The sequence below is a fragment of the Enterococcus sp. DIV1283b genome, from assembly GCF_051710965.1.
GTDB classification, from domain to species: domain Bacteria; phylum Bacillota; class Bacilli; order Lactobacillales; family Enterococcaceae; genus Enterococcus_B; species Enterococcus_B lactis.
Genome location: NZ_JBIOLR010000001.1, coordinates 822,916 through 849,288, shown reverse-complemented (window position 1 = coordinate 849,288; position 26,373 = coordinate 822,916). Strand labels below are relative to the sequence as shown.

Genomic DNA, 26,373 nt, shown 5'->3' with positions numbered 1-26,373 from the left:
AATAAGAGAGGCCACAGAAAAAAAGGGCGTGACAAAAGCAGCGTCACATTCCCCTTTTCCAAGTAAATGGCGTTCAAAATCTTGCCTCTACGCTAGTAAATCCAACCAAGTAAAAAAACAAGAGAAGCTACTTTGTTGAACTGTTCTTCTGTAGTCAAATCATTTTATTCCTCATCATTGAAAATAAGAGTATCACATGATCTATAATTACCCCTCCTTACGTAATAACCACGTAGCCAATTATTTTCTTCAAGAGAGTAGTCATACTCATATTCATACAAACTATTCCTTACCATGAAAAAAATACTGACACCGCCTCTACCTCTTTTCGTATCTTTCACCACTCTTGAAATAAAAATATCATAATCGGTTAATTGGTATTCCTCTTCTAATAATTGATACAGTGCTCGTGTAGCTATATGTTTCTTGATTGGAAATTGATAGAGCCATGTACCACCTAACAGTAAACCTATCGAAATAAAAATCTTAGAACAGTAATTTCTTTTTTTAGAAATCCTCCTTCTCATCATCAATTCTCCCATGTTAAGATATGGATCGCTCTTTCATCAAAATAATCAGGAAGATCGTATGGCAAAGCAATAAGCGGCTGATACATTCCTCCTACTTGCACAGCAGCTGAAGCATACCAATAAGCTTGCCAGACGATTTTAGAACAGTAAGTCGGATCCATCCCAAAAATATTTGTAGTTATCCCATATTTATAATTTTTACCATCGTAATTATCTAATGCCCATCGAGCAACTAATCTTGGTTGATATTGTTCTGCGACCCGATAGATTTTCGTCCAAGTACCTTTTTTTCCATAAGCTGATTCCTAATCTAAAACGCTCATTGTTTTTGGTGGTCTTCCTGATCCTTCAATTGAAAGGATCTGATTTTTCCCCACACTTCCTAAATAAATCCCAGCATGTCCAGTGACTACCCAAAAACTAGTGTCGTTCGTAATCAAAATATCTCCATAATACATTTTTGTCCTTGCGTTTCTAAATTCTGGAGCGACTGGATCCGTTGGAGGTTCCGAGGTGGCTAACTGCGTAAAAAGCTCAAAGGTCACATCTTCTTCTAGGACCCCTAACGCTTTATATTCCTTATACTTCGTTCTTAACTCGATTTCGTCCATACGGTTTTTAGAGAGGCGTTTCAATTTGGCTTGCTGTTGCTCGTTTTCTTCAAATCTATCAAGTTCTTCTCCAAGTAAGGCATTTCTCGTCAAATATTCTTCTACTTCATCTGCGTGCGCTTTGGGTGTTACTACGATAATAAGTCCTATTAACCCGATGAGACCCAGTATCTTCAAAAATTTTTTCATTTTTCTGTCTCCCAGTTCAAATGATTTTTATCGAAAGAGGAAGATTGCCATCCCCTTTTTGAAGAGAATCATCCTATCCGAGCGTAAAAGGATATGAATGAAACGAAGACTGCTTCCTCCTCTCTTATAGTTCTATCCTTAAAAGTCCTATATGATGTTATCTCTTGATAACTGATCTTTTTCGATACTATTGTCTCGTATCGATATTTGTAAATATTATATACAGAAGCCAGTTGCAAAAATAAAATTATGAGTTATTTTTAATAAATACAGATATTTATATAATAAGGTTTATTTGATATATATAAATAAATAGTTGTTATTATAATAATTTATGTACTCTCCCGATTTTTCTGTTCTTAAAAAAGAGATTTATTCATCAAATGATTTTCACAACAAAAAAACTCTCTACTTGCTGAAATCAGCAGGTAGAGAGTCTGATTACTTAACTAAGTGATCATGCTCGTCTATCTTTCAATAGGTCGATCATGTATCTTCATTAGAAAAGAATTATTTGTTTTTCAAGTTGTAGAAAGATTTCAAACCTTTGTATTCTGCAACTTCACCAAGTTGGTCTTCGATACGTAGTAATTGATTGTATTTAGCAATACGGTCAGTACGTGATAGAGAACCTGTTTTGATTTGACCAGCGTTTGTTGCAACAGCGATATCAGAGATTGTTGAATCTTCTGTTTCACCAGAACGGTGAGATACAACTGCTGTGTAGCCAGCTTCTTTAGCCATTTCGATAGCTTCGAAAGTTTCTGTTAATGTACCGATTTGGTTCACTTTGATAAGGATTGAGTTAGCAATTCCTTTTTCGATACCTTCAGATAATTTTTGAGTGTTTGTTACGAACAAGTCGTCACCAACTAATTGAACTTTGTCGCCTAATACGTCAGTTAATTTCTTGAATCCGTCCCAGTCGTTTTCGTCTAATCCGTCTTCGATTGAGATGATTGGATATTTAGAAACTAATTCTTCGTAGAATTTGATCATTTCGTCAGTTGTTTTTTCGCCTTCGCCTGAGTCAGCTAGTACGTAAACGCCTTTTTCTTTGTCGTAGAATTCTGAAGAAGCAGCATCCATAGCAAGAACAACGTCTTTACCAGGTACATAGCCAGCTTTTTCGATTGCTTCGATGATTACTTCGAAACCTTCTTCGTTTGAACCAAGGTTTGGAGCAAATCCACCTTCGTCACCAACAGAAGTTGCTAATCCGCGAGCTTTCAAGATTGAAGCTAATGCGTGGAATACTTCAGCACCCATACGTAGAGCTTCTTTGAATGTTGGAGCGCCAACAGGCATGATCATGAATTCTTGGAAGTCGATTGAGTTATCAGCATGTGATCCGCCGTTGATGATGTTCATCATTGGTGTTGGCAATACTTTCGTGTTGAATCCGCCTAGGTAGTGGTATAAAGGTACTTCTAGGTAGTCAGCAGCTGCACGTGCAACAGCGATAGAAACACCTAAAATAGCGTTCGCACCTAATTTACCTTTGTTAGGAGTTCCGTCTAAAGCGATCATAGCTTTGTCGATAGCCATTTGGTCACGAACATCGTAGCCAATGATTGCTTCAGCAATGATGTTGTTTACGTTGTCGACAGCTTTAGTTACACCTTTACCGCCATAACGAGCTTTGTCTCCGTCACGTAATTCAACTGCTTCATATTCACCAGTTGAAGCACCTGAAGGAACCATTCCGCGGCCAAAAGCTCCGCTTTCTGTGTATACTTCTACTTCGATTGTTGGGTTACCACGTGAGTCTAAGATCTCGCGAGCGTAAACATCAGTAATAATTGACATGTTTTGTCTCTCCTTTGAGTTTGTTTTTTCCTAAGGGATTTCCCTCATATACGATTTTAGTTAATTTTGCTCATTAGTGCAAACATTTCTTGCATTTTTCGCAAATTTTCACCAATTATTTTACAGCGTCTAACAATGACAAGAATGAATCTGCTTGCAAGCTTGCGCCGCCGACTAAAGCACCGTCAACATTTTCTTTAGCCATGTATTCAGCAATATTTTCTGGTTTTACAGAACCGCCGTATTGGATACGAACAGCTTCTGATACTTCTTTTCCATAAAGTTTTTCAACTGTTTGACGTACAACACCACAAATTTCGTCAGCGATTTGTGCGTCAGCTGATTTACCAGTACCGATTGCCCAGATTGGTTCATAAGCAATCACCATGTTTGACACTTGCTCAGCTGAAAGATCAGCTAAACCAGCTGTAATTTGTCCTTCGATCCATTCAGCAGTTTTGCCTGCTTCATATGTTTCTAAAGATTCGCCACAGCATAAGATTGGTGTCATACCGTTTGCAAAGATAGCTTTTGCTTTTTTATTGATGTCTTCGTCTGTTTCATGGAAATATTCACGACGTTCTGAATGTCCGATGATCACATAGTGAACACCTAGATCAGCAAGAGCTGCTGGTGAAGTTTCACCAGTGAACGCACCTGAGTTTTCCCAGTAGCAGTTTTGTGCTGAGATTTTTAGTTCTGTACCTTCAGCTGATGTCATTAATTCTTGTAAGAATAATGCAGGAGATCCGATGACTGAATCAACCTTGTCATTTGAAGGGATTTTGTTTTTTACTGCTTCAGCAAATTCTTTTGCTTCTGATGCAGTTTTGTTCATTTTCCAGTTACCTGCGATAATAGGTTTACGCATTGAGGAACACACTCCTTAATTTATTGAAAAATGGCTAGGGAGTCATGAAAACTCCCTTCACCTTTTGATCGATTACTCGTCAGAATAGAGCAAACTTGGCTGTTTATTTATCGTTGATTGCTGCTAGTCCTGGTAATTCTTTACCTTCAAGCAATTCCAAGCTTGCGCCGCCACCTGTTGAGATGTGTGTGAATTTGTCAGCAAAACCTAATTGTTCTGCTGCTGCAGCTGAGTCTCCGCCACCGATGATTGTTGTTGCGCCTTCTAAGTTAGCGATTGCTTCACAAACACCGATTGTACCTTTAGCAAAGTTACTCATTTCAAATACACCCATAGGTCCGTTCCAAACAACTGTTTTTGCACCTTGTAATGTATCAGCAAATAATTTTACTGATGCTGGGCCGATGTCTAAAGCCATCAAACCGTCAGGAATGTCTCCTTCGATTACTTGTGTTTCTACATCATTTGAAAATTCTGGTGCACAGACATTGTCGATTGGCAAGACAAGTTTGTCGCCTGCTTTTTCAATCAATTCTTTTGCTAGTGCTACTTTGTCAGCTTCTACTAGAGAGTTACCGATCTTGATTCCTTTTGCTTCGTAGAATGTGTAAGTCATTCCGCCACCAATCAAGATTTTATCTGCTTTAGGAATCAAGTTTTCGATTACGCCGATTTTATCAGAAACTTTTGCGCCACCAAGGATTGCGATCATTGGGCGTTTTGGTTCTTCTACTGCTTCACCGATGAACTTGATTTCTTTTTCCATCAAGAATCCAGCAACTGTTGGGATACCAGTTGAAGCGATACCTACGTTAGAAGCATGCGCACGGTGAGCTGTACCGAAAGCATCGTTAACAAATACATCACCTAATGAAGCCCAGTATTTACCTAGCTCTGTATCGTTTTTGCTTTCTTTTTTACCGTCAACATCTTCAAAACGTGTGTTTTCAAATACGACAACGTCGCCATCTTTCATGTTGCGGATTGCTTCTTCTAATTGTTCTCCGCGAGTTTCAGGTACGAATGTTACTTCTTTACCTAATAATTCGCCTAGACGTTTTGCAACTGGAGCTAAAGATTTTCCTTCTTTATCTTCTTCTGTTTTTACACGTCCAAGGTGAGAGAAAAGGATTGCTTTTCCGCCTTGTTCTAAAACGTAGTTGATTGTTGGCAATGCTGCTTTGATACGAGTGTCGTCAGTGATCACGCCGTCTTTCAAAGGAACATTGAAGTCAACACGGACAAGAACTTTTTTGTCTTTTAAATCGATATCTTTCACTGTTTTCTTAGCCATTTTATTTCCTCCTGAATAAACTTATTATCAAAAAAAGCGGAAGAAGCGCGATTGCTTCCCCGCTTTTAAATGTACATGTCTATCATTTACACTTGTACGTTTGTCTATCTTATAAGTTAGCGAAGTATTCTAAAGTACGTACTAATTGTGCAGTGTATGACATTTCGTTGTCGTACCAAGCAACAGTTTTAACTAATTGTTTGTCGCCAACTGTCATTACTTTAGTTTGTGTAGCATCAAATAATGAACCGTAAGTCATACCAACGATATCTGAAGAAACGATTTCGTCTGTATTGTATCCGTAAGATTCGTTTGAAGCTTCTTTCATTGCTGCGTTGATTTCGTCAACAGTTACTTCTTTTTCAAGAACTGTTACTAATTCTGTTAATGAACCTGTTGGTACAGGAACACGTTGAGCAGCTCCGTCTAATTTACCGTTCAATTCAGGGATTACTAAACCGATAGCTTTAGCAGCACCTGTTGAGTTAGGAACGATGTTTGCAGCAGCAGCGCGTGCACGGCGGAAGTCACCTTTAGGATGAGGTCCGTCTAGAGTCATTTGGTCACCTGTGTAAGCGTGGATAGTTGTCATTAATCCTTCAACAACACCAAATTTGTCGTTCAATGTTTTAGCCATAGGAGCTAAACAGTTAGTTGTACATGAAGCACCTGAGATAACTGTTTCTTTACCAGTTAATGTTTCGTGGTTTGTGTTATAAACGATTGTTGGAACATCGTTTCCGCCAGGAGCAGAGATAACAACGCGTTTAGCACCAGCTGTTAAATGTTTTTCAGCTGCTGATTTAGAAGTGAAGAAACCAGTACATTCTAGAACGATATCTACGCCTAGTTCGCCCCATGGTAATTCTTCTGGGTTGCGGTTAGCTAATACTTTAACTTCTTTTCCGTTTACGTTGAATGAACCTTCATGAACTTCAACTGTTCCGTTGAAACGTCCTTGAGTTGTGTCGTATTTTAACAAGTGTGCCAACATTTTAGCATCTGTCAAGTCGTTGATTGCTACTACTTCGATTCCATCTACATCTTGGATACGACGGAATGCTAGACGTCCAATACGTCCAAAACCATTAATACCTACTTTAACTGTCATTTAAGATTTCCTCCTTATGAAAATCAAAAAAATATTTATTTTAAAGGGTTACCCCTTTTAAAATCTCGTTTGCAGCAGCTTCATCAGTGATGAGCCACGTTTGTTTTGGTGCATTTTTCATATAAGCTCGAATTGCTTTGGCTTTTGATTTTCCGCCCGCTATCGCCATGATGATCGGGACTTTCGCCAAATCTTGCAATTCTATGCCGATTCTAGGGACCTTATAAACGACTTCGCCTTTTTCATTGAAAAAGTAGCCAAAGGATTCCGCTACAGCATTTGCTTGTTTCAGCATGACTAATTCTTTTTCAGTCATCTTTCGACGTGCTGCCATGTGTAATGCACGCCCAATACTATGAATAACACAATTCGCCTCACTAATCAAGTTTAAGACTTCTTGGATAGATGGCTCATTGAGTAAAGAATTGTAAGTTGCCAGACTTAATTGTTCCGGAACATAAAGCGCACGGTGGTTTCCGTTTGCTTTAGCAGCCATTCTTGCACTGACAGAATTTGCCTGTACAGTTATCGCTTCACCAATCCCGCCTCTTGCAGGGACAAATAGGTTATGCCGTTTTTTATTTTCCAGATTAGACAATTGTTCTGCTACAACTGCCATGGTGGTTCCTCCCATCACAGCGATAATATTCTCGCCTTCCGGAAGCAGTCGGTCTAAGGCTTCACTCAGCGCTTCGCCGAATGCATCAGCCACTTTGGTTTGCTCTTCGCTGTTTCCTGAAACAACGATACAGCGCTGATTGCCAAAATATTCTGCCAACTGTTGTTCGGTTTGATGCGTACCTAAAAGCTGATCCATGAAGTTTTCAAGACTTTGATAAACTTCTTCACCCTTAGTTGTCAGCGTCATACCGCTTTTTGAGGTATCGATCAAATTCAGATTTTTCAAAAGGTCTGTTTCTGTTCGCAATACTCGTTCTGTTATCCCCATACTTTCCGATAAACTTCGACGTCCAATCGGCTGCATCCAATAGATATTTCGTAAAATTTTATAGCGTTCTTGCAACACTTCGATAATATCTGGTGCAACAGATTCAATCATTTTTATTTCATCTAGCATAGCGATCTCCTTAGTTGGACACTTTACGTCCAATGTAGACTTAAAACGACCCATATACGATAAAAAAAAGAAATTAACTTTTCAAATTTCACATCAATAAAGGGAAATCTCAACCTCACGATTGTTAGTCTAACAGTTTTGCTTTCGTTTTTCAACTAAAAAGATCAGAAAAAGTAAAATACTTTTTCTGATCTTTTGGATGATTAATTATCATAACGTTTTCTTTTTGATGAACTCGGGATTCCTAATAAATCACGGTATTTTGCTACTGTTCGTCTTGAGATCGCTATCTCATCTTTTTTCAGCAATTCAACCAATTTCTGGTCCGACAACGGTTTACTTTTGTCTTCTTGATCAACTAATTCCTGCAACTTTTTCTTCGCAGTATCTGCTGAAAGATCTTCTGTCTGTTCTGCACCGTTAGTAGGGATTCTTGCAGTGAAAAATTTCTTTAACTCAAATACACCGAAATCTGTTTCCAAATATTTCCCGTTGACCGCTCGACTGACCGTAGATTCATGCACATTTATCTCGGTCGCAACTTCCTTTAACGTAAGAGGTTTGATTGGCCGCCCCTTGTCGATAAAGAAAGCTTTTTGCCGAGAAACAATGACTTGAGCAACCCGCAAAATTGTATCCCCGCGTTGGAGGATCGTTTTCTTCAACCATTCGAATTCCTGTTTCCGTTCTTTTAAATAATTTTCAGTTTCTTTATCTGCTTGTTGTGACATTTGCTTGAAGTAGGTCTCTTGGAATCGGATATTCGGCTGGTTTTTTCGGTTTGAGATGACTTGTACATTTCCATCGTCCACTAATACCCGGACATCAGGAATAATGTACAATTCGCTACTACGGTCGAAAATTCGTCCAGGACTTGGGCTCAATGTTTGCAAATAGTCGAATATTTGCTGAACAGCGTGTAAATCAACAGAAAAACGCTGCGCAATCTCTTTCCATTTTCGCTCCACCAAATGCTCAAAACATTCTTCTAGCACGATATAAGCTAGTTCCGGCGCATAATCATCCCGTTCCGTTTGAAGCATGAGACATTCTTGCAAACTACGTGCACCTACTCCAGCTGGTTCTAATTGTTGGATCAGTGTCAACGCATCGAGCATTTGGATAGGCGTCGCTCCAATCTCTTTTCCAGCTTCCTCTAAACTAATCGTCAAAAATCCGTTCAAATCGATGTATTCTACAAGATAAAGAACGATTTTCCTCAAAAAAGTATCTCGGTAATTCAAATGGACTTGTTCGATCAATGAATCAAATAAAGACCCTTTTGTATCAGGAATCTGATTTAGGTAATTTGTCTCTTCTCCTTCATAAGAAGATGAAGAAGCTTTTATGTAATCTGGCTGCCATTCCGGCTCAACAACTTCCACCAATGGATTTTCCATTGCTTGGTTCTCAACGAATGCCAACAGCTCTTCACTGTTATATTGTAAAACTTGGATGGACTGCTGCAACTGTTGCGTCATGGCTAGTTTCTGTGTCTGCTGCTGTTTTTGTGAAAAATTTTGCTCAAATTTCATTTTTTTGTCCAATCCCCTTGTAATTTTTTATCTGTTTAGTTACAATTATCCCAGTGTTTGCGTCCTTAGTGTAGTGGATATCACGTAAGATTCCGGTTCTTGAGACGGGGGTTCGATTCCCTCAGGACGCGTTAGTTTATAATCGTTGGTATAAAAAACCGATTCAGTCACCTTACAAAATGTAAGGTGTCTTTTTATGTTATCGAGATACATAAAAAGATACATTACCTTATACCTCTGCCTTTGCATGTTCCAGGACCGAAGCAAAACTATCATACACACTTGAATCGACAAAATCTGGAGCATTTACATAGATTTTAATAACTCCATATCGATCTTGACTTTGAGTCAAAATAATTGACGATTATTGAAATCAATATGTTGCCACTGTAAAGCATAAGATTCGCTTTTTCTATCTCCCAAATGCATTTGTAAGCATAAACAAGACATAATCTTGTAATATAATCTTGTCATTATTTAGATCATTCTGAGCTGCTTCAATCCATTCAATCAATTCCTCCGCTGTAAGAAACTCACCGTCCAACTCTCTTTTCATCATTAACTCTCTTTTTTTAGGAGAGCTTAAATTTTTCAAAAGTTTTCCTAATCGATTGCACTCAATGTAATCGAGTTGCTCAGCAGTATCAAATATTTGAAGAAAATAGCATTTCAGAGCTTTAATATTAGCATATTCTTTAGCTTTTTTCATCATCAGTCTAGATACTAACTCATTTTCGTTGTTGAGATAGTTTAAGCCGTACTCGCCAAAAACTGGTATCCAGTATTCTCGAAAGTAAAGCTTAGTATTTTCAAGGTTGCAGTACTTGGTATTTTATCAGTTCTACCTGTCATACCCATTTCATATCTTTCAATCCATACATCTTCATAAAATTTAGAAAATTTGATATTTCCCTTTTGTTGTAAAAAGCGTGAATTCTTTTCTACAATTACCTTATTTATATTTTCATTAACGTCCTTCTCTTCTTTTTGAGCCAGTTCAAGGTTCTTCCAAGTTTTTTGGTATCTTGTTTGTTAAATCCCGGTTATCTCTCTAAATTCCTTGGGATCTTGGGATATGGAAGATTCACCTTGTAGCTGCCACTCGCTTGCTTATTTATTGCCATGGCCTTCACCTTTCTCAACAGCAAGTGGATTATTCAAAATTCTATATTTAGAGTTTAACATATTTTATTACTGGATTAAATGCTTCATCATCCAGTGATCTAAACACACTTTATCGAATCGAATTACACCTTGAATCACCGTTCTTGGCAACCCCTGTTTTATCCAACGATCCATAGTATTATTAGAAATGTGTAGATATTGACACACCACAGCCATAGTTAACTATCGTGTTTCCATTTTAGCATCAATTCTAGCTTGCTCTATTTCACTTTTTATCCGGTATTGCCTACTTTTTTTAGTTCATTTGTTCATTCATTTGATTCCTCCACTTTTTGTACTAAAATACTAAAAATGCTAGACTCAACTTGTTGAGGCGAAATAAGTTTGCCCATTTCTCGTAACTAAAAACGTCAAATAACCCTATTCTATAGGTTGGGTTATTTGACGCACGACTACTAATCTATGAGGCGCTTACAAAACACCTGTTTTTGCAGTCTAGAAATTATTTTTTAGACTACTACTCTTATTTGGACAAAAATATTTTTTTTGATTGCCCATTTTTCGCGGAAGTATCTGAGCGGATACTCCATACATTCCCTTCTTTTGAAGTAGTAATCTCGGTATCGCTGCTCACAAGCTCCAGTTCTTCTTCAAAATCAACTAAAAATTCTACATTTTCGTTCATACGCATAGGGTCAGATAGCACAATTTCGTAACCATTATTCTTTGCTTGAATTAAAATACTTCCTCGTGTTTTTGCCGTAGCTTTACCGACCGTTCCAACTTCTTGGAAATGACCAATAAACAAACTCGAATCCTTTTTCTCAATCACTTGTTGTTCTGGAGAATTTTTGAGAATTGTTACATCTTGATTCTCTACTTCTTCTTTAAGATCCTCAAGTGTGACGTTTGGCACTACTGTATATTGATATTCTTCAGCGGTTGGAAGTTGTCCATGTTTTATGGCTAAGATCATGAACCGATTCGTTGCCATCTGATTTGGATTAGTTCCATTGACAAGTTGCCAGTTTTTGCTTTCTTTTTTATATTCAGCTGTAATTTTTCCTACATTTTCTGGGAAAATATAGCCAATGCTTGAATCAAGCTCTCCAGTATCAATATAGGCACATTTAGGATTAGAAAACTGCTGGTTGGTTCCAAACGCAACTTCTATCCCATCCACATATAATTTAGCTGATTCATAATCTGTCACTTTCCGATTTTCAATTATGGTTTCCACTTCTTCTGGTTCAGTAGATTTGATTCCAGCTCCAAGAGCAATTATTCTATCTTCTAACATAAACCATGACTTTTTAGCTTCTAATGTGCTTTTCGTTACCTGTTCTAGCGTATAATGCATACTTGCTGAACCAACTATACCATTGGACACGCCACCAGACCAAGATTCACTATTAAGCCACCTTCCATCATCAATTAATGAACCCATTTTCCCATCGGTTGTTGTCCCTGGTAAGCGACGCATGTCTATACTGCCCCAGTAACCACCAAGATATTGTTTCTTATCTCCATTGTAAAGGTAATACATACCTGTTCCTGTATAGAAGCCTTGCTTGTTCTCTTCATTAATATATTCAAAAGCGGTTGTAGTTTTGGAGAACAAGCTGATGGCAGATGAGAAAGTTTTTTTCCTGTGGAACATCTGGGTCATCATCCCCATATTTCTATTACTATCAAAGATATACTCAGTATTTGAAACTTCAGAATTTTCTACGAGGTTACGAATGTTTTGGATTTTATTTATATCCCATTGCGAGTAAAATCCAGCTCCTTTTTTCGAAGTAATGACCTGAGATTTCACAAACCAAAAGCTATCCATTTTTTGAGCTTCATCACTATTCAGTTTCGAAATAACGTAGATATAAAACAACATATCTCTTCCTTCAGTAAAATCATCTGTATAGCTACGACTTGGTCTTCTTCCACGTGTCAATGACATGCTCTGCCCATCTATTAGTGTAGGTTTATAAGTCAAATCAATTATCTCAAATATTTTTAATATTTCAGGATATGCTCCCAATGCATCTGTTCCTTCAAATAACGCAATCATATCCCCAATTCTTCCCAGTACTTCTGCACCATAGCCACCTGTGTAAGCAACATTCGTATGTTGAATAAAGGAGCCATCTGCATAAAAACCATCACCTGAAGTTACATAATCATACACATTTAAAGAGGATTCCATCGCGATCGTATATCTTTCCTCATTTTGATCCAATATAGAACGTCCTAAAACTGCGAAACATTTATCCAACAAGTTAGCGCCCATTTCCGTTACACCATTAAGTCTCTTCGCCGGATCTGGAATAAAGCGATCAATAGTTAAAATATAGTTTTCCATATCAATATTACCGATAGAATCATTCATCAATATATAAATATTAACTAGATTTTTAGGGATAGAAACTTCCCAATGGAACCAGTTACCATAACGATTTGTTACTTTTTCATTATAGGCATTGCGATAGTACCAATCGAGTGCATAAAGCACATCTTGTTTTAATTTCGCATCCTGATAATACTTTGAATTTGGCGTGTTATACTGGATTGCCATTTTTTGAATATCATCTGTCATTAACTTAAGATTTGCGGAGTTTGTTTTCCAGTCACTTTTATTCTCCCACAGTACCGAATCGTTTCCTTTGACCATACTGTCCCAGATACCTGTTTGCTCATTATTTCGTAGTTCTATGTCTTTATCAGAAATAATTTCTAAAACAGTTGGATCTATATCTTCTCGTCCTACCAGAAAACTTTTTCTGTTTTCTAATAGTTTATCAAATAAAGGATTTTTTGAAGTAACATAAAACTCGGAATAAGCTTCTATTTCATAAATACTAGAACCATATTTTTTCCCATTAGAATGCATCCACTGTAAATTTTGTTGGTACTTTACATATCTAGCTTCTTTTTCTTCAAATTTTATTTTCTTTGTTATGGCGTTTCCTTGGCTTCCTTCTTTAGTAGAAAAAATATTCTCATAGTTTACTCCGTCTTTTGAAAGAAAAACATCATATGATGGTGATTCCGCATGAAACTTGATAATAATTTCCTTAAGTTTCTTCACCTCCCCCATATCTAAAATAAGCCATTGCTGGTCTATTTTATCCGCAGACCAACGAGAAGTTGATTCTCCGTCAACTGCCTTTTCTCCGATAAAGTCAGGATATACCCAGTCGTCATCAACCATGCCTCCCTCAACTCCCGAATACTCTACACTTGATCCTAATAAATGGTTTATATTTTCTTCGTCGGCTAAACCTTCACTTATTCCTGTAAAAAGACTGCCGATTATTACAACAAAAAGAGCGATTATTTTTCTCATTTTATTCCCTCCAAGTTCATAAAACAATACACGTGGTGCTAGTTGAGAAAATCAAACTCAAGTGTGTTGATTCTTACTTGCTGAAAATCATTTTTCTAAAATCCAGTTCTCTGTAATTTTCAACAACATCTATCATTTTCTACTTTGTAAAATAGACCTATTAACTTTCTGCTCAGCTAATAAGTCTATTATCATTTTATGAAAGTTTTTTTGCAGCTTTTTCTTTTGCAATTTCCTGCATCGTAATAAGTTTAACAAACGGTAAATAAATAATAATACTTAAGACCAAGTTGAAGGCTGCCAAAACACCGCCTGCCCATGATTGAGTGGCTAAGACACCTCCGATAACTGGCGGGATGTTCCAAGGTACTACGAATGTAGCTGCAGGAACCAAACCTGCAAGTGTTGTTAAATAAGCAATCACACAAAGAATAACTGGACCAACAACAAATGGTACAAAAAGAATAGGGTTCAAAACAATCGGGAACCCGAAAATCATCGGCTCATTTATATTGAAAGTCGCAGCTGGTGCTGAAAGTCCAGAAACTGCGCGCAATGATTTCACATGACGTGCAACCAAGAGAATTGCAATGATCAAACCAATAGTTGCACCGCTACCACCTAAATGTACAAACGCTGTCATAAAAGGTTTATTGATAATATAAGGTGCTGCTTGCCCGCTAGCAAGTGCTGAGATGTTCGCTTCAATAGCCGGTGCATTAAGCGTCTCCATAAATGGCGCCAAAACATTCCCACCATGTAAGCCGAAGAACCACAGAATTTGAATGGAAAACGGAATAATTATTGCTGCACCAAGATTGTTGGACAAACCCATAAATGGTTCTTGAATTATTTCATAGAATGCCAAAACAATATCTTCAATCCCTACAAAGGCAGAAATCAAAGGTACAATACCAAAGATAGCCAAAGTAATCATCGAGGGGAATAGAGCATCAAAAGCTTTTCCGACAGCTGGGGGCACACCATCTGGCATTTTTACAACTAGTTTTTTATTGTCAAGTAATTTAATAAAAATTTCAGAAGAAACAATACCACAAAATAAAGCTACAAAAAGCCCTTTTGAAGCTAATCCTGTAGCTCCTCCAAAGATAAAGAAAGAAGATACTGCGACGATACTTGTCATCAAACTATCTTTTCCATAAGCTTTTCCTAAATTGTATCCAAGGGCAATAACCGTGAGTAATGATAAGATATTAAACGTTCCATTATTCAAACCTGTACCAAAGGCTAACCACTTTTCACCAAATACCCTCATCATAAAGTCTTGATAAGCTTGAATAGGCAAAGTATTAATCAATGTACCAATCGAACCTAAAATCATCAACGGCATAGATGCAACAAAAGCATCACGTATTGCAACTAAATGGCGTTGTTGTCCAATCGTTGTTGCGACAGGAACAAGTCGGCGTTCCATTATTTCTAAAAACTTATTCATTTTCTTTCTCCTCCATTAAAAAAATCATTTGTTATTTTTAAAACACCTTCTAAATCCTTTAAGTAAACATTACCTAAAGCAAGACTGTATAAGCCACAGCCATAGTCCGCAAAAGCTTTTATAGTTTCGTGCATATCAACATTTCGAACTTGCCAATATCTCACACTAGTACTTCCATCAGGTAACATGAATTCCATCTCTGTTCTTTTCCAATCAACAATAATCATAAAATTATTACATATTGTATTCATGCCACATTGACCTACATTGCGAACGATCTGCTTAATTCCCTCTAGTTTCACCATATTAGAGAAAACTCATTTCTAGTAATTTTGTTTTCACCATTCTAATTTAAAATAGTTTAATGCATTTCTATAGCTAACATCTTCTATAAAGCGTTGAATCAAATTATCATCTTTAGGCATTTCACCTGCCTCTATCCATTGTCCAAGTAAATTGCAAAGAATCCTTCTAAAGTAATCATGCCGTACATAAGATAAGAAACTTCTTGAATCTGTTGTCATACCAATGAAATTCATCAAAATACCCTGTTCTGCTAAATCTTCCAACTGTTTCTGGTTTCCTCTCAATGTATCTTGGAACCACCAAGCTGGACCATGTTGCATTTTACCTCGAACTGCTTCTTTGTTGTTTTGGAAGCATGCCATAATAGCCTCTGTAACTATATTTTTTCCCCCGTCAATATTGTAGAGGACTGTTCTTGGTAAAGATTTGCGGTTATTCAACTGATTGAAAAGATATAATAATGGTTCTGATACATTTCCTTGATCAGAAACAGTATCAAATCCCTTTCCAGTTCCTAATCTATCTTTAGCTTCTTCATTTACACTTCCGACTGCACCATAGTGTAGTTGGAAAACCCAATCTTTCTCACAAACAAAACTAAGCACCTCTATAAGAATGTACAATTTCAAATCTGCCAAGTCTCTCTTGGAAACTTCATTTCCTTTTCTAATTTGAGAAAAAGTCTTTTTAGGTTTGGATAGAATCACTGCCCAATCTAATGTGGCAAGCCCCAGATCAGCAGAACGACAGCCCAGAGCATCAAAATATTCAATACGGTTTTTGATGAAGTCTAAATATTCATCTAGCTCGCTAAACTCTAATTGATAACTGGTCGCAATTTCACCAAACCAGCTTGCATCTTCAATCTTAAGAATATTGTCCATGCGGAATGTAGGAATAACTTGAAAATCAAAATCTGATACTGCGATTTTCTTATGATAACCAAGATTGCTCAAAGGATTATCAGTTGTACCTATAACTTTTACATTTAGTTTTCGAATAAAGTCCCTAGCTCCTAGCCCTTGACTTCCTAACTGCCGATTTGCCTCCTCCCAAATGAATTGTGCATTTTTCAAATTCAACGGTAAGCTTATACCGAAAAACTCTTCTAACTCCATGTGTGCCCAGTGATATAAAGGATTTCCTGGACAGCGTTCTATTGTTTCTGCCCATGCAAAAAATTTTTCTTTATCGGAACTCAAACCTGTAATTCGAGCTTCATTTATTCCGTTTGCACGCATGAGTCGCCATTTGTAATGATCCTTAGATAACCAAAGTTCAGTAATATTTTTAAATTTTAAATCCTTGTATATTTCATCACTTTTCAAGTGACAATGGTAATCTACAATAGGTAATCCTTTACAAAACTTGTTATAAATTCTGATAGCTTCTACATTCCTGAGTAGGAAATTCTCTTTTTTAAACAATAACGATCCCCTCTTTTTTAAGATATCTTATCTACTTAATATAATCCAACTAGTTATATATTAATAAACAAACTTATAATTCACCCCAAAAATCTCTTGCTTTATTGACATTATTAAACTTTTTAGTTAGACTACATTTGTATATTACAACATCAACGTCTTTTGTCAAGCGTTTTCATGCTATTCCGTTTTATTTTGTTTTAGTTTTTATATCAATTAAAGCTCGTTAATACTGATAAAACTATGAATTTATTATAAGGAGAAAAAAATAATGAAAAAAATAGGTATCTCAATCTATCCAGAAAAAGCATCTTTCGAATCAGATTGCTTGTATATTACAAAATCAGCAAAACTTGGTTTTTCTCGCTTATTCATCAGCTTACTCGAAATGAAGGGCGACAAAGCAGTAATTATTGAAAAATTCAAAAAAATTATTTCTTTTGCTAAAGATAAAAAGTTCGAAGTTATCTTAGATGTCAACCCTGCCATATTTTCTGAGATGGAAATTTCTTACTCTGACCTATCTTTTTTTGCTCATCTAGGTGCACAAGGTGTTCGCTTAGATTTAGGTTTTAGTGGTACTGAAGAAGCCTTGATGACACACAACCCCCACGACTTACTGATTGAAATTAATATGAGTCATGGTACAAATTATTTAGAAAATATTCTCTCAAGAAGACCACGTACTGGTTTCTTGATTGGATCACATAATTTTTATCCTCATGAGTTTACAGGATTAGACTACAATTATTTCGAAAAATGTTGTCAAAAGTTTAGAAAACAAAATATCCCAACTGCTGCTTTCATTAATGCACCGTCTGGAACATACGGTCCTTGGCCTCTAGAAGAGGGAATTTGCACCTTAGAAGAACACCGTCACGCCTCTATTCAAACACAAGCAGCCCATTTATTATTTTCAGATTTGATAGATTGCGTTATCATCGGAAATGCATATGCTTCTGATGAAGAGTTAGAAACTGTCGCTCGTTTAGCAAAAATGCGTACAGTTCCTATCCGCGTCAAACTTTCTTCTTCAATCTCTGATTTAGAAAAAGATATTGTATTAGGGAATACCCACATCTATCGCGGAGAAGTCTCCTCTTATGTTTATCGTACAAAGTCAGATAGTAGAAAAAAATACAGTAACCACTTAATTCCACAAAACAATACCATTGAAATTAAAAGAGGCGACATTTTAGTAGATAATGATTTATACTTACAATATAAAGGCGAATTGCAAATCGCCAAAAAAGAGCGTGCTAAAAATGAAAAAGTGAACGTAGTAGGAAAAATCCATCCAGATGATTTTCTGTTATTAGACAATCTGAAACCTTGGTCCTCTTTTCACTTTGAAGAAGCACAATAAAGGGCACCTCTAAACTAAATGAAAAAGGTAGTAGAAAATGTTAAAACATATCCCTAAAAAGCATAAAGAAAGTAATCGTGATCATATCTATCGCACACTCAAACAAAGTATTATCGAGGGTTACTTTGTCCCAGATGACAAACTCAGCGAGCCCACTATCGCAGAAGAGCTTAACGTTAGTAGGACACCCGTGAGAGAAGCCCTTATACTACTAGAGAATGAAAACCTCGTTGACATTCAGTCTAAACAAGGAACTTTCGTTTCTAAAATTAACTCACTTGAAATCGCTAATTTCATATTTATGCGCAAATCGATTGAACGAGAAGTTTTAAAACTTGCCTGTGAAAAAATTACACCTGAAATTGTCGAAGCACTTAAAGAACAACTGCAAGCACAAAAAGTGTTTCTAGATATAAAAGACGGGAGGAACGCAATTTACCTCCTGGATAACGCTTTCCATCGGATTGTTTATGAAACTGCAGGTAAATATGAAGCGTGGAAATCACTACAGCACATGGGTGGAGCATTCAACCGATTACGCATACTCGATGTCCTTGATGAAGATTATTCAAATCGTCGTTACTATGAACATATTGAATTACTTGAAATCCTTACAGAAAACAAAATTGAGGAAATTGACTCCTTTATCGAAAAACACCTGGATGCACTTGAAACTACACTTCCTAATATGAAAAAGAAAAAACCGGAATATTTTGTTTAAAATATTCTATGAATAAGCACTAAAAATAGGCTGTGACATATGTCACTGATAAACATACATGAGTAACAGCTTATACTTCATAAGCGCACCATAGAATAGTACCTAAATAACAAACGCACCTCTGGATATACTTGAGTTATCAAGAAATCTGGAGGTTTTCTATGTATTAAATAAAATTAAATTATTCCTGTCCAAATAGGAAGAAAAATTGTGAATCAGAAAACTCAAAGTCGTGGCTACAAAGTTAACTGGATTAAATGCTTCATCATCCAGTGATCTAAACACACTTTATCGAATCGAATTACACCTTGAATCACCGTTCTTGGCAACCCCTGTTTTATCCAACGATCCATAGTAAATAATGTATTCACTATTTCACGATATACACATTTATCTAAAAAACGAACACTCTATTTGCAACAAATTGACCAAATTTTTTTCAGAATGATGACGTTGACAGTCAGACAGTCTTGCTCTCTATTTTCGCCATAGAAGATTTGTATAGAGAAAAATATGGAAATATGGGTACTAGATATGCATTAATTGAATCCGGCTGCTTTAGTTATTACTGTTAAATGAAGGGATACACTGCTGTCCATTGAGTGTAATAGATGATTCCTACATCAATGCTGAGGAAGAAGCCTTATTACACATCATAATTAATTAGCAGATGATAATAAAAAAATTTTCACAACAACAGTGGAAATTTGAGAGGAGGTGGCAACTATGAAGAATGAAAAGCCTAAGTTTGAGAAAAAATCTGTTCAGTCTTGTGCAAGTGCAATGAAGTAATCTCAAAAAAGAGGGCATTGAATTAATCCATGCCCTCTTTTTGCGATTTTTTTAATCTATAACATAGCAAGTTTTTAGAAAGATCTATAGCTTCAACATAAACAGAGGGTTTTGTATAGATGAGCTCAAACTCAAGCCTTTCAACAACTTTTATTGATCGATAGTTATCTTCAAATATTTCACACCATAGACTTTCAAATTTTTTTTCTTCAAAACAATACCAGACGATCTGTTCAAGAGCTTCTGAACCAAATCCCAATCCCCAAAATGGTCGTGCTATCCAATAGCCTATGGTTGCCTCTGATTTTCCTTTCACCGTTTCACATTCATCAAAACCGATACTACCGATAATACTATTTTCTTCTTTTTTACAAATTGCATAATTATTTTTATTTAATAATACTGATTGGATAATTTTCTCACTTTCATCGATACTAGTATGAGGAATCCATCCGACCCTTGGACCAACCTCAGGATCAGAGGCATATTTGAAAAGACTTGAGCTATCAGTTAATTTCCAACTTCTAAGATATAATCTTGCCGTTTCCATTTCTCTCATTACCACACTACCTCTCATTTAACTTTGTCTATTTAAAAAGATTTTCTTCTTATGTAACCCCGAATATAAATCGCTAAGAGAAGTAACAATTTATATTGGTAGACTAAACAACATAAAAAATAGAATTTTGAACTCCGCTTAATAGGTACATTTATAGATACATTCAGTCTAAAATCTATTCAAATACATTACAATTTAAAATAGTAACTATTAGACAAAAGGCTAATTAACCAATAATAAAACATCTTAAAAATTTATAAAATAACACTCCTATTCTTGAGACGGGGTTCGATTCCCTCAGGACGCGTTCTATTTTTTTATAGCAGGATTCACGACACTTTCTACCAGAGACGGAAAGTGTCTTTTTGCTTTTCCTAAAATTTACCTACCTGTTAATTCCTATCCTCAACGCTGCGCAAGTCACTTTTATTTTTGAAATGCTGATGTTTGAATGTCTTCCATGACAACATGCTAAAGTAGATACGCACTTATTATACCTGTTCATCTAACCACTTATCAATCACAATTCGACTAAATCACCAGAATCTATTCACTCCAACATAAAATGTACATATAATTGACTTTTATCCCTTTTGTTTATGGACATATTCTAATACTTCTAATTTTTTGTTGATTCATCTCTTTTGTATGAATAACTTTATTTTCATGTCAAATCATCTTGTTTATACACTAAAATTTGAATAAGGTTAAATATTACAGCTACTTGGTTAATTGTATCATTTAGATTTTTGAACGTATTTTTGTTTTATTATTAATTTATCGAATTTGGTGATAAAACATTGATTTGACGATCTTAATTACTAAATAATAAAAAATCGATACTTGGAATGATATACATTCTTTGCTTGATTCGTTCATATTTTTGTCTTCCTTAATCTTCAATTCTTAGATTAAGTATGTTCCAAGTATCGATAAGTTTGGAGGAAAACTATGAAAAATGCGAAAATTCGCAAGGCAGAAAAAGTCGATGCTACTGCGTGGTGGATCGTCATTTGACATCACGTCCAAACACATGGAAGAGGCGGGATTGACTCTCGCCTTTTTTCACATCAAGGAGAGGGAAAATGTCTTATATCAGTCCGAGAGTAAAACCAATCTATCCGTTATATAAGCTCAACTCAAACATATTTCGTATTGGCGCGCAATTAGGTATAACAACTGAAATCGAAGAGGAAGACAATCAATTTTGGACATTGGCGAATTTATTGAATAGTAAAAATAAATTGGACCATATCATAACTTCTATGCAAAAAAAATATCCCGAGCTGACAGAACAAAATATAGTAGACGGGATTAATCTCCTAAATGATGAAGGCGTATTAGAAGAAAGTTTGCCTAATAAAGCAACAGAGGAAAGGTACCTGCCTAACGTAAACTATTTCAGTAGATTCATAGATACTAGCGGGGATAGATTTCTAATCCAGAAAGAAATAAATGAAACAAAAATTCTTTTACTCGGTCTAGGCGGTGGTGGTTCTAATATCCTAACACTCTTAGCAGGCTTAGGACCAAAATCAATAAAAATAGTCGATTATGACATTGTCGAACTTGGAAATCTCGGTAGACAATTTCTTTATCGCGAGAATGATATTGGAAAAAAGAAAACAGAAATTGCTAAGAGTGCAGTAGAAAAAATGAATTCATTAATTAAAATTGAAGCTTTTGATAAAAAAATAGTTGTTGTTGAAGACGTATTAGAACTAATAAATGATGTTGATATAGTCATCTGTGCAATTGATGAGCCTCCATTTATTATTCATCGAATAGTGAATGAAGCGATTGTGAAAGCAGGAATTCCATGCGTATTTGGTGCTTCTCAAGTAAGTAGAGGACGAGTCTATAGTGTTGTTCCTAGAGTTACCGGATGCTTTGATTGCCTAAATCTTCACTTCAGCAAAAATGATTCAAAATTTATTGAGCAATTCATTGGATTCAGAAATATAAACTTTAATCCTCCTTCTATTGCTTACGGTCCAGGAATTTTCCAATTAGTTGCCGGAATAGTTGATGAAGTAGTCAGAATAATCACACAATACGCACCACCTAGAAGTTTAGGAACACAGTACGAAATCAACTACGAGGATGGCTCATCATTCTGTCACCCATCTTGGCCTAGGTTTGCCAGTGAGTGTCCTACATGTGGAGCTGGCAACCATGATGACTGGGCAATTTTTCAGTATTATAAACAGTAGGAGTGATTATTTTGTCTGACTTCCTCACGTTGGCTCCATACAAAAAAAGAAAATTAAAAAACGGTGAATGGATAATCGTGTCAAGATCAGGAAATCCTTTGGTGATTGACAGAAACACATTAAACCTTCTAAAAAAAGGAAAAGTAAACAATGACTTGCTTGATTCATTATTTATCACAATGTTAAATGATGGTGGCTTTCTTGAAGGAACATCTGGAAACATAAAAATTCCAGTAGAGCCTCACTCTGCTCTATTTAGATTTTTCTCAATTTTTGTCTTGCTAGCCGGTTTTATTTCATTTTTCATGGTGATTCTTTTCCTATATCTTAATGGACTTCCATTTAAATCAAGCATCATTTTTTTAATAGAAAATCCACTTATAGGTTTGGCTCAGCTCATTGTTTTTACGACTTTGACTACAGGATTACATGAAATCATGCACCTTATTTTTTCAAATAGACTGTTCTCAAAAGAAAAAGAACTAAATTTATGTTTCAAAAAAGCAGTTGCTACCATATCAATGACCCATGTGTGGACCTGGTCTTTATTAGGGAGAATGGCGGCCATATTATCAGGGATATGTTTAGATTTGTGTATCCTTTTACTGCTCCTTTTTTTCCCGATGATTGGCGTTAATTTCGAAGTTATTCTGCTTTTTCAAGGTGTCTTGATTACTCGAATTGCTTGGCAATTTCGAGTCTACAGTACAACTGACATACGTTTAACTTTAAATATGATTAGGGATGATCCTTTTTTGTTTGATAACAAGACTTGCCATTCGAAATTAATCCTTGCTCTAGGAATGGGAGCAGATATATTCATTCTTTTAGTGTGGTTAATACCAACAATCAACTACTTTAGGACGTGATTTTACTATGAACAATCATTTAAGTATCCATTCTCTTTCAAAAAAATATAAAAATAGTAGTAATTTTGCCAATAAAAATATAACTATCGTTTTTTCCCCTGGAGAAATTGTTGCTGTAACTGGACACAACGGTGCAGGAAAAACAACTTTCTTAAATCAAATCATAGGCGTAACAAAACCTACTTCCGGTAGTATTACTTTCCAAGGCCACTCTTTAGATAAAAACTGGAAAATGGCTAGGCAATTTGCAGCAATGATGCCCCAATTTCATGCACCATTAGATGGGGTTACCATGCAACAGTCTATTGAAGCTATTTTAAGGATACGAGGATTTAATAAATCTGATACTCAGTCTCATGTTATAAAGATTATGCAAGAACTTAAAATTTCGAAATGGGCACATGTGCAAGGGCAGAAACTATCAGGCGGATTGCAAAGGCTTACTTCATTTGCCATGTCTATTGTTGCCCCTCCACCAATCTTACTGCTTGATGAACCTACAAATGATGTTGATCCGATAAGAAGAAAAATCATTTGGAATTCGTTAAGAAAATTGGCTCAAAAAGGACACATTGTAATTGTGGTAACTCACAATTTACTCGAAGTAGATCAATATGCAGATAGATATCTACTCTTTGATAAGGGAACTTTAATTAAAGATGCGTATGTTCGCGAATCGTTAGAAAAAACGTTGATCCAAATGCACCTTGTACTATTCTCTGAGAAGGAATTTGAAATGCAAGAATTACCTAGAAATATTGGCTGTATCTTACAAAAGGGTGAGTTACGTTATGATATCACTTTATCACAAGAACAAGTAGTTGATGCAATGATATGGATTAATGAAAAGATTTCATCAAGAGAAGTAACGAACTATAGCTTATCACCTCAAACATTAGAAAACACATACGGAGGATTAACGAATGAAAAATAAGCAAAGCTACGATTCCTATTCACGCCCTTCCGATAGTCGATTATTTCAATTATACGCTTTACTTAGATGGAGTCTAATAAGATACAAGGTACTTTTGCCAGTCTTTACAGTGGCCCAACTGCTACTATCATTAGCAATTGTTTACGGACTCACTTTTTTAATTCCAACAATGGATGATACAACCGCTGTTTATTTATCCTCTGGTGCAATAGTACTTGGGATTATTGCTGTCGGGTGCGTCTTATCGGCACAGATAGTAAGCACTGCTAAGCAAAACGGAATCGTTTCTTATCAAAGAACACTGCCCGTTTCCCGATTCAATCTCCTATTTGCTGATTTTATTATCTGGGGATTCGCTTCTTTACCAGGAATCCTGATGTCTTTTCTTGCTTCATCCCTAAAATTTGGTCTAGCGATTCATTTTTCTGTCCTGTCTGTCGCTTTATTGATTTTAACTCAAATGTCGATGATTTCTATCGGATTTTGTATTGCTTACTGGCTGCCCACTAACGGAGTGTCTTTAATGACACAAATCATCATGATTGGCGGGTTACTTTTTTCACCAATTACTTATCCGGCCGATAGACTGCCTGAATGGACAAAAATAATATATGATTTCTTACCTTTTGTCCCAACAGCCAATTTGATTCGTACTTCTTTTTTTGGCTCTGGATTTATTCAGCTAAAAAATATCCTAACAGTTAGTATTTGGTTAATCCTCACTGGCGCATTGTCATTGAGAGCATTATCACGGAGGAATTGAAAATTTTGAGAAGAATTGAAATAACTGAATTATATAAAACCACCTCTGAACACTTCAGACTGAACATCGAACAACTCGATTTATATTCAGACACGATTTACGGATTGATAGGACCCAATGGATCTGGAAAAACCACTTTATTGAAATGCATTTGCGGACTATTGATTCCTGATAGTGGGACGATAAACTACACCGATGATTTATCTCAAGCGCCTGCTATGATTGATCTAGGAATGATTGGAACTAATTTTATTGATTTGGATGGATTAAACAGTCTTTCATTGGATGAAATTTATTGGGATCAAGTTGTCTATCATCACTTGCTTGATCCACCTTTACTTCAAGAATTATTAAATGATGTCGCTTTGAATGTATCAGGCACTTTGATTTTCAGAAAAATGTCATTAGGGATGAAACAACGCTTTATGTTGGGGATAAGCTTGCTTTCAGATCCTCAAATTATTTTACTAGATGAACCATTTAATGGCCTTGATCCTGACGGCGTACAGCTTTTTATAGAATGTTTAAAATCTCAGATCAATGATCGAATTATCGTTATAAGTAGCCATGGGCTAGAAGATCTAGAAACATTTATTCACTCCGTAATTTTTATAGAAAATGGTGAGCCAAGAGAGCCTCTTCTTCTTGAAACAATAAAAAATAAAGGGAAGGGTGGATTAAGAGATTATTATGATAAACAAAAAAGCAGCCAAGGATGAACAGGGCCATAAGATCAAAATATTTCAATATGAAGTGAAAAAAATAAAAAAGTTACTGCCAAAAATATTTGTGATAGGTTTAATCACTCAAACAACCGCTTTCTTATTTTTTCTCTTCATTGGTAAATATGAGGAGCATGGTAAGTTATTTAGCAGTTTCATTGGATTGATATCGCTATCCACTACTCTTACAATCTGTATTTTGTCTATAGTAGGCGCAGTATTTATTAGGAAACTGATTGTTCATCTGTATATTGGAAATCAAAGAGCTCGAATGTTTCTTTTTCCTATAAAACGCAGTCAGCTTTTTCTTACAAAAAATGTTTCTTTTTTTCTTATATTCTTGTTAGGATCGATTTTTTCACTAATTGTATCCTTTATTTTCGAATTACTCCTTTATGCTGTATTCAACGATCCACAAAGCTTAAGCATGATTGTTTTCGTTCATTCTATACTCATTAAAATCACCTGTTGTCTACTGTTGTGTTCTATCATTACCCTCTCTGAAATCGTAGCTGTTAGAATGCAATCTGAGACAGTGACCATTATCACTGCTGTTATAAACATTATAGGTGTTTCAAATATTGTCGTTTTAGGTGCATTGAATTACACAATATTAACATTTATACTGTCAGTTTTTATCGCTCTGATTATTGGAATGACACTGATCACCTTTACACAACGCATAGAAAAAACAGAAATACTTTAAATTCCAATAATGGAAAACCAGACAGACTAACTTTTAAATTCTG

The 26,373-nt window shown here is 36.0% G+C and carries 24 protein-coding genes and 1 tRNA gene; 9 read left to right on the top strand and 16 right to left on the bottom strand.

Features of this window, described 5'->3' with window-relative positions; genetic code table 11:
- Positions 1-164: 164 nt before the first annotated feature.
- The 9 genes from IGJ53_RS04010 to rpoN form a co-directional block, all read right to left on the bottom strand.
- The gene (locus IGJ53_RS04010) at positions 165-527 is read right to left on the bottom strand and encodes a hypothetical protein (protein ID WP_259741664.1); all 363 of its coding nucleotides are present in this window, start codon (positions 525-527) and stop codon (positions 165-167) included.
- 2 nt (positions 528-529) lie between these two features.
- Positions 530-691, bottom strand: coding sequence for a hypothetical protein (locus tag IGJ53_RS04005; RefSeq protein ID WP_002292811.1), 162 nt, complete (start codon positions 689-691; stop codon positions 530-532).
- Between the two features lie 144 nt (positions 692-835).
- A complete protein-coding gene (locus tag IGJ53_RS04000; RefSeq protein WP_259741663.1) occupies positions 836-1,330 on the bottom strand; it encodes a hypothetical protein in 495 nt (164 codons plus the stop codon).
- Positions 1,331-1,840: 510 nt separating this feature from the next.
- The gene (eno, locus tag IGJ53_RS03995; RefSeq protein ID WP_002292812.1) at positions 1,841-3,139 is read right to left on the bottom strand and encodes a phosphopyruvate hydratase; all 1,299 of its coding nucleotides are present in this window, start codon (positions 3,137-3,139) and stop codon (positions 1,841-1,843) included.
- Between the two features lie 115 nt (positions 3,140-3,254).
- Positions 3,255-4,010 carry a triose-phosphate isomerase gene (gene tpiA, locus IGJ53_RS03990; protein ID WP_002292815.1) on the bottom strand — a complete coding sequence of 252 codons (756 nt, stop codon included), beginning with the start codon at positions 4,008-4,010 and terminating at the stop codon, positions 3,255-3,257.
- Positions 4,011-4,113: 103 nt separating this feature from the next.
- A complete protein-coding gene (locus tag IGJ53_RS03985) occupies positions 4,114-5,304 on the bottom strand; it encodes a phosphoglycerate kinase (RefSeq protein ID WP_010732134.1) in 1,191 nt (396 codons plus the stop codon).
- A gap of 109 nt (positions 5,305-5,413) precedes the next feature.
- The gene (gene gap, locus IGJ53_RS03980) at positions 5,414-6,415 is read right to left on the bottom strand and encodes a type I glyceraldehyde-3-phosphate dehydrogenase (protein ID WP_002292818.1); all 1,002 of its coding nucleotides are present in this window, start codon (positions 6,413-6,415) and stop codon (positions 5,414-5,416) included.
- Positions 6,416-6,455: 40 nt separating this feature from the next.
- Entirely contained in the window at positions 6,456-7,547 is a 1,092-nt protein-coding gene (locus IGJ53_RS03975; protein ID WP_016628649.1) for a sugar-binding transcriptional regulator, read from the bottom strand.
- Between the two features lie 149 nt (positions 7,548-7,696).
- Positions 7,697-9,028, bottom strand: coding sequence for an RNA polymerase factor sigma-54 (gene rpoN / locus IGJ53_RS03970; protein ID WP_010732133.1), 1,332 nt, complete (start codon positions 9,026-9,028; stop codon positions 7,697-7,699).
- A gap of 59 nt (positions 9,029-9,087) precedes the next feature.
- Between rpoN and IGJ53_RS03965 the strand changes: the two genes are divergently transcribed.
- Positions 9,088-9,159: transfer RNA gene (locus tag IGJ53_RS03965), tRNA-Arg, on the top strand.
- 281 nt (positions 9,160-9,440) lie between these two features.
- On the opposite strand, the gene IGJ53_RS03960 is transcribed toward IGJ53_RS03965, so the two are convergent.
- From IGJ53_RS03960 to uxaC, 6 genes are all read right to left on the bottom strand, one after another.
- On the bottom strand, positions 9,441-9,740 hold the full coding sequence (locus IGJ53_RS03960) for a hypothetical protein (RefSeq protein WP_010732132.1): 300 nt from the start codon (positions 9,738-9,740) through the stop codon (positions 9,441-9,443).
- A gap of 479 nt (positions 9,741-10,219) precedes the next feature.
- Positions 10,220-10,369, bottom strand: a complete 150-nt coding sequence (locus IGJ53_RS03955) for a helix-turn-helix domain-containing protein (RefSeq protein ID WP_438749626.1) — start codon at positions 10,367-10,369, stop codon at positions 10,220-10,222.
- A 307-nt stretch (positions 10,370-10,676) separates the two neighbouring features.
- The gene (locus IGJ53_RS03950) at positions 10,677-13,496 is read right to left on the bottom strand and encodes a polysaccharide lyase family 8 super-sandwich domain-containing protein (RefSeq protein WP_438749624.1); all 2,820 of its coding nucleotides are present in this window, start codon (positions 13,494-13,496) and stop codon (positions 10,677-10,679) included.
- A gap of 196 nt (positions 13,497-13,692) precedes the next feature.
- Positions 13,693-14,952: a PTS sugar transporter subunit IIC gene (locus IGJ53_RS03945; protein WP_010732130.1), complete on the bottom strand. Its 1,260-nt coding sequence runs from the start codon at positions 14,950-14,952 to the stop codon at positions 13,693-13,695.
- Positions 14,949-15,257, bottom strand: a complete 309-nt coding sequence (locus IGJ53_RS03940; RefSeq protein WP_010732129.1) for a mannonate dehydratase — start codon at positions 15,255-15,257, stop codon at positions 14,949-14,951. Before IGJ53_RS03940 ends, IGJ53_RS03945 begins: the two co-directional genes overlap by 4 nt.
- Positions 15,258-15,290: 33 nt before the next feature.
- Entirely contained in the window at positions 15,291-16,685 is a 1,395-nt protein-coding gene (gene uxaC, locus IGJ53_RS03935; RefSeq protein ID WP_438749621.1) for a glucuronate isomerase, read from the bottom strand.
- Between the two features lie 271 nt (positions 16,686-16,956).
- Between uxaC and IGJ53_RS03930 the strand changes: the two genes are divergently transcribed.
- Positions 16,957-18,051, top strand: coding sequence for a DUF871 domain-containing protein (locus IGJ53_RS03930; protein ID WP_259741660.1), 1,095 nt, complete (start codon positions 16,957-16,959; stop codon positions 18,049-18,051).
- Positions 18,052-18,088: 37 nt separating this feature from the next.
- Positions 18,089-18,772, top strand: coding sequence for a GntR family transcriptional regulator (locus IGJ53_RS03925; protein WP_010732126.1), 684 nt, complete (start codon positions 18,089-18,091; stop codon positions 18,770-18,772).
- 814 nt (positions 18,773-19,586) lie between these two features.
- On the opposite strand, the gene IGJ53_RS03920 is transcribed toward IGJ53_RS03925, so the two are convergent.
- Positions 19,587-20,123, bottom strand: coding sequence for a GNAT family N-acetyltransferase (locus IGJ53_RS03920; RefSeq protein WP_259741659.1), 537 nt, complete (start codon positions 20,121-20,123; stop codon positions 19,587-19,589).
- A gap of 1,085 nt (positions 20,124-21,208) precedes the next feature.
- Here IGJ53_RS03920 and IGJ53_RS03915 point away from each other — a divergent pair.
- Genes IGJ53_RS03915 through IGJ53_RS03890 form a run of 6 tightly spaced genes read left to right on the top strand, consistent with a single transcriptional unit; the run spans position 21,209 to position 26,330 of the window.
- Positions 21,209-22,336, top strand: a complete 1,128-nt coding sequence (locus tag IGJ53_RS03915; RefSeq protein ID WP_010732124.1) for a ThiF family adenylyltransferase — start codon at positions 21,209-21,211, stop codon at positions 22,334-22,336.
- Between the two features lie 2 nt (positions 22,337-22,338).
- Positions 22,339-23,205: a hypothetical protein gene (locus tag IGJ53_RS03910; protein WP_002400571.1), complete on the top strand. Its 867-nt coding sequence runs from the start codon at positions 22,339-22,341 to the stop codon at positions 23,203-23,205.
- Positions 23,206-23,212: 7 nt separating this feature from the next.
- Positions 23,213-24,139: an ABC transporter ATP-binding protein gene (locus IGJ53_RS03905; RefSeq protein WP_010732122.1), complete on the top strand. Its 927-nt coding sequence runs from the start codon at positions 23,213-23,215 to the stop codon at positions 24,137-24,139.
- The gene (locus tag IGJ53_RS03900) at positions 24,129-24,902 is read left to right on the top strand and encodes an ABC transporter permease (protein ID WP_010732121.1); all 774 of its coding nucleotides are present in this window, start codon (positions 24,129-24,131) and stop codon (positions 24,900-24,902) included. The genes IGJ53_RS03905 and IGJ53_RS03900 overlap by 11 nt, the downstream gene beginning before the upstream one ends.
- Positions 24,903-24,907: 5 nt before the next feature.
- Positions 24,908-25,621: an ABC transporter ATP-binding protein gene (locus IGJ53_RS03895; protein WP_010732120.1), complete on the top strand. Its 714-nt coding sequence runs from the start codon at positions 24,908-24,910 to the stop codon at positions 25,619-25,621.
- Entirely contained in the window at positions 25,593-26,330 is a 738-nt protein-coding gene (locus IGJ53_RS03890; protein ID WP_010732119.1) for a hypothetical protein, read from the top strand. Before IGJ53_RS03895 ends, IGJ53_RS03890 begins: the two co-directional genes overlap by 29 nt.
- Positions 26,331-26,373 lie beyond the last annotated feature (43 nt).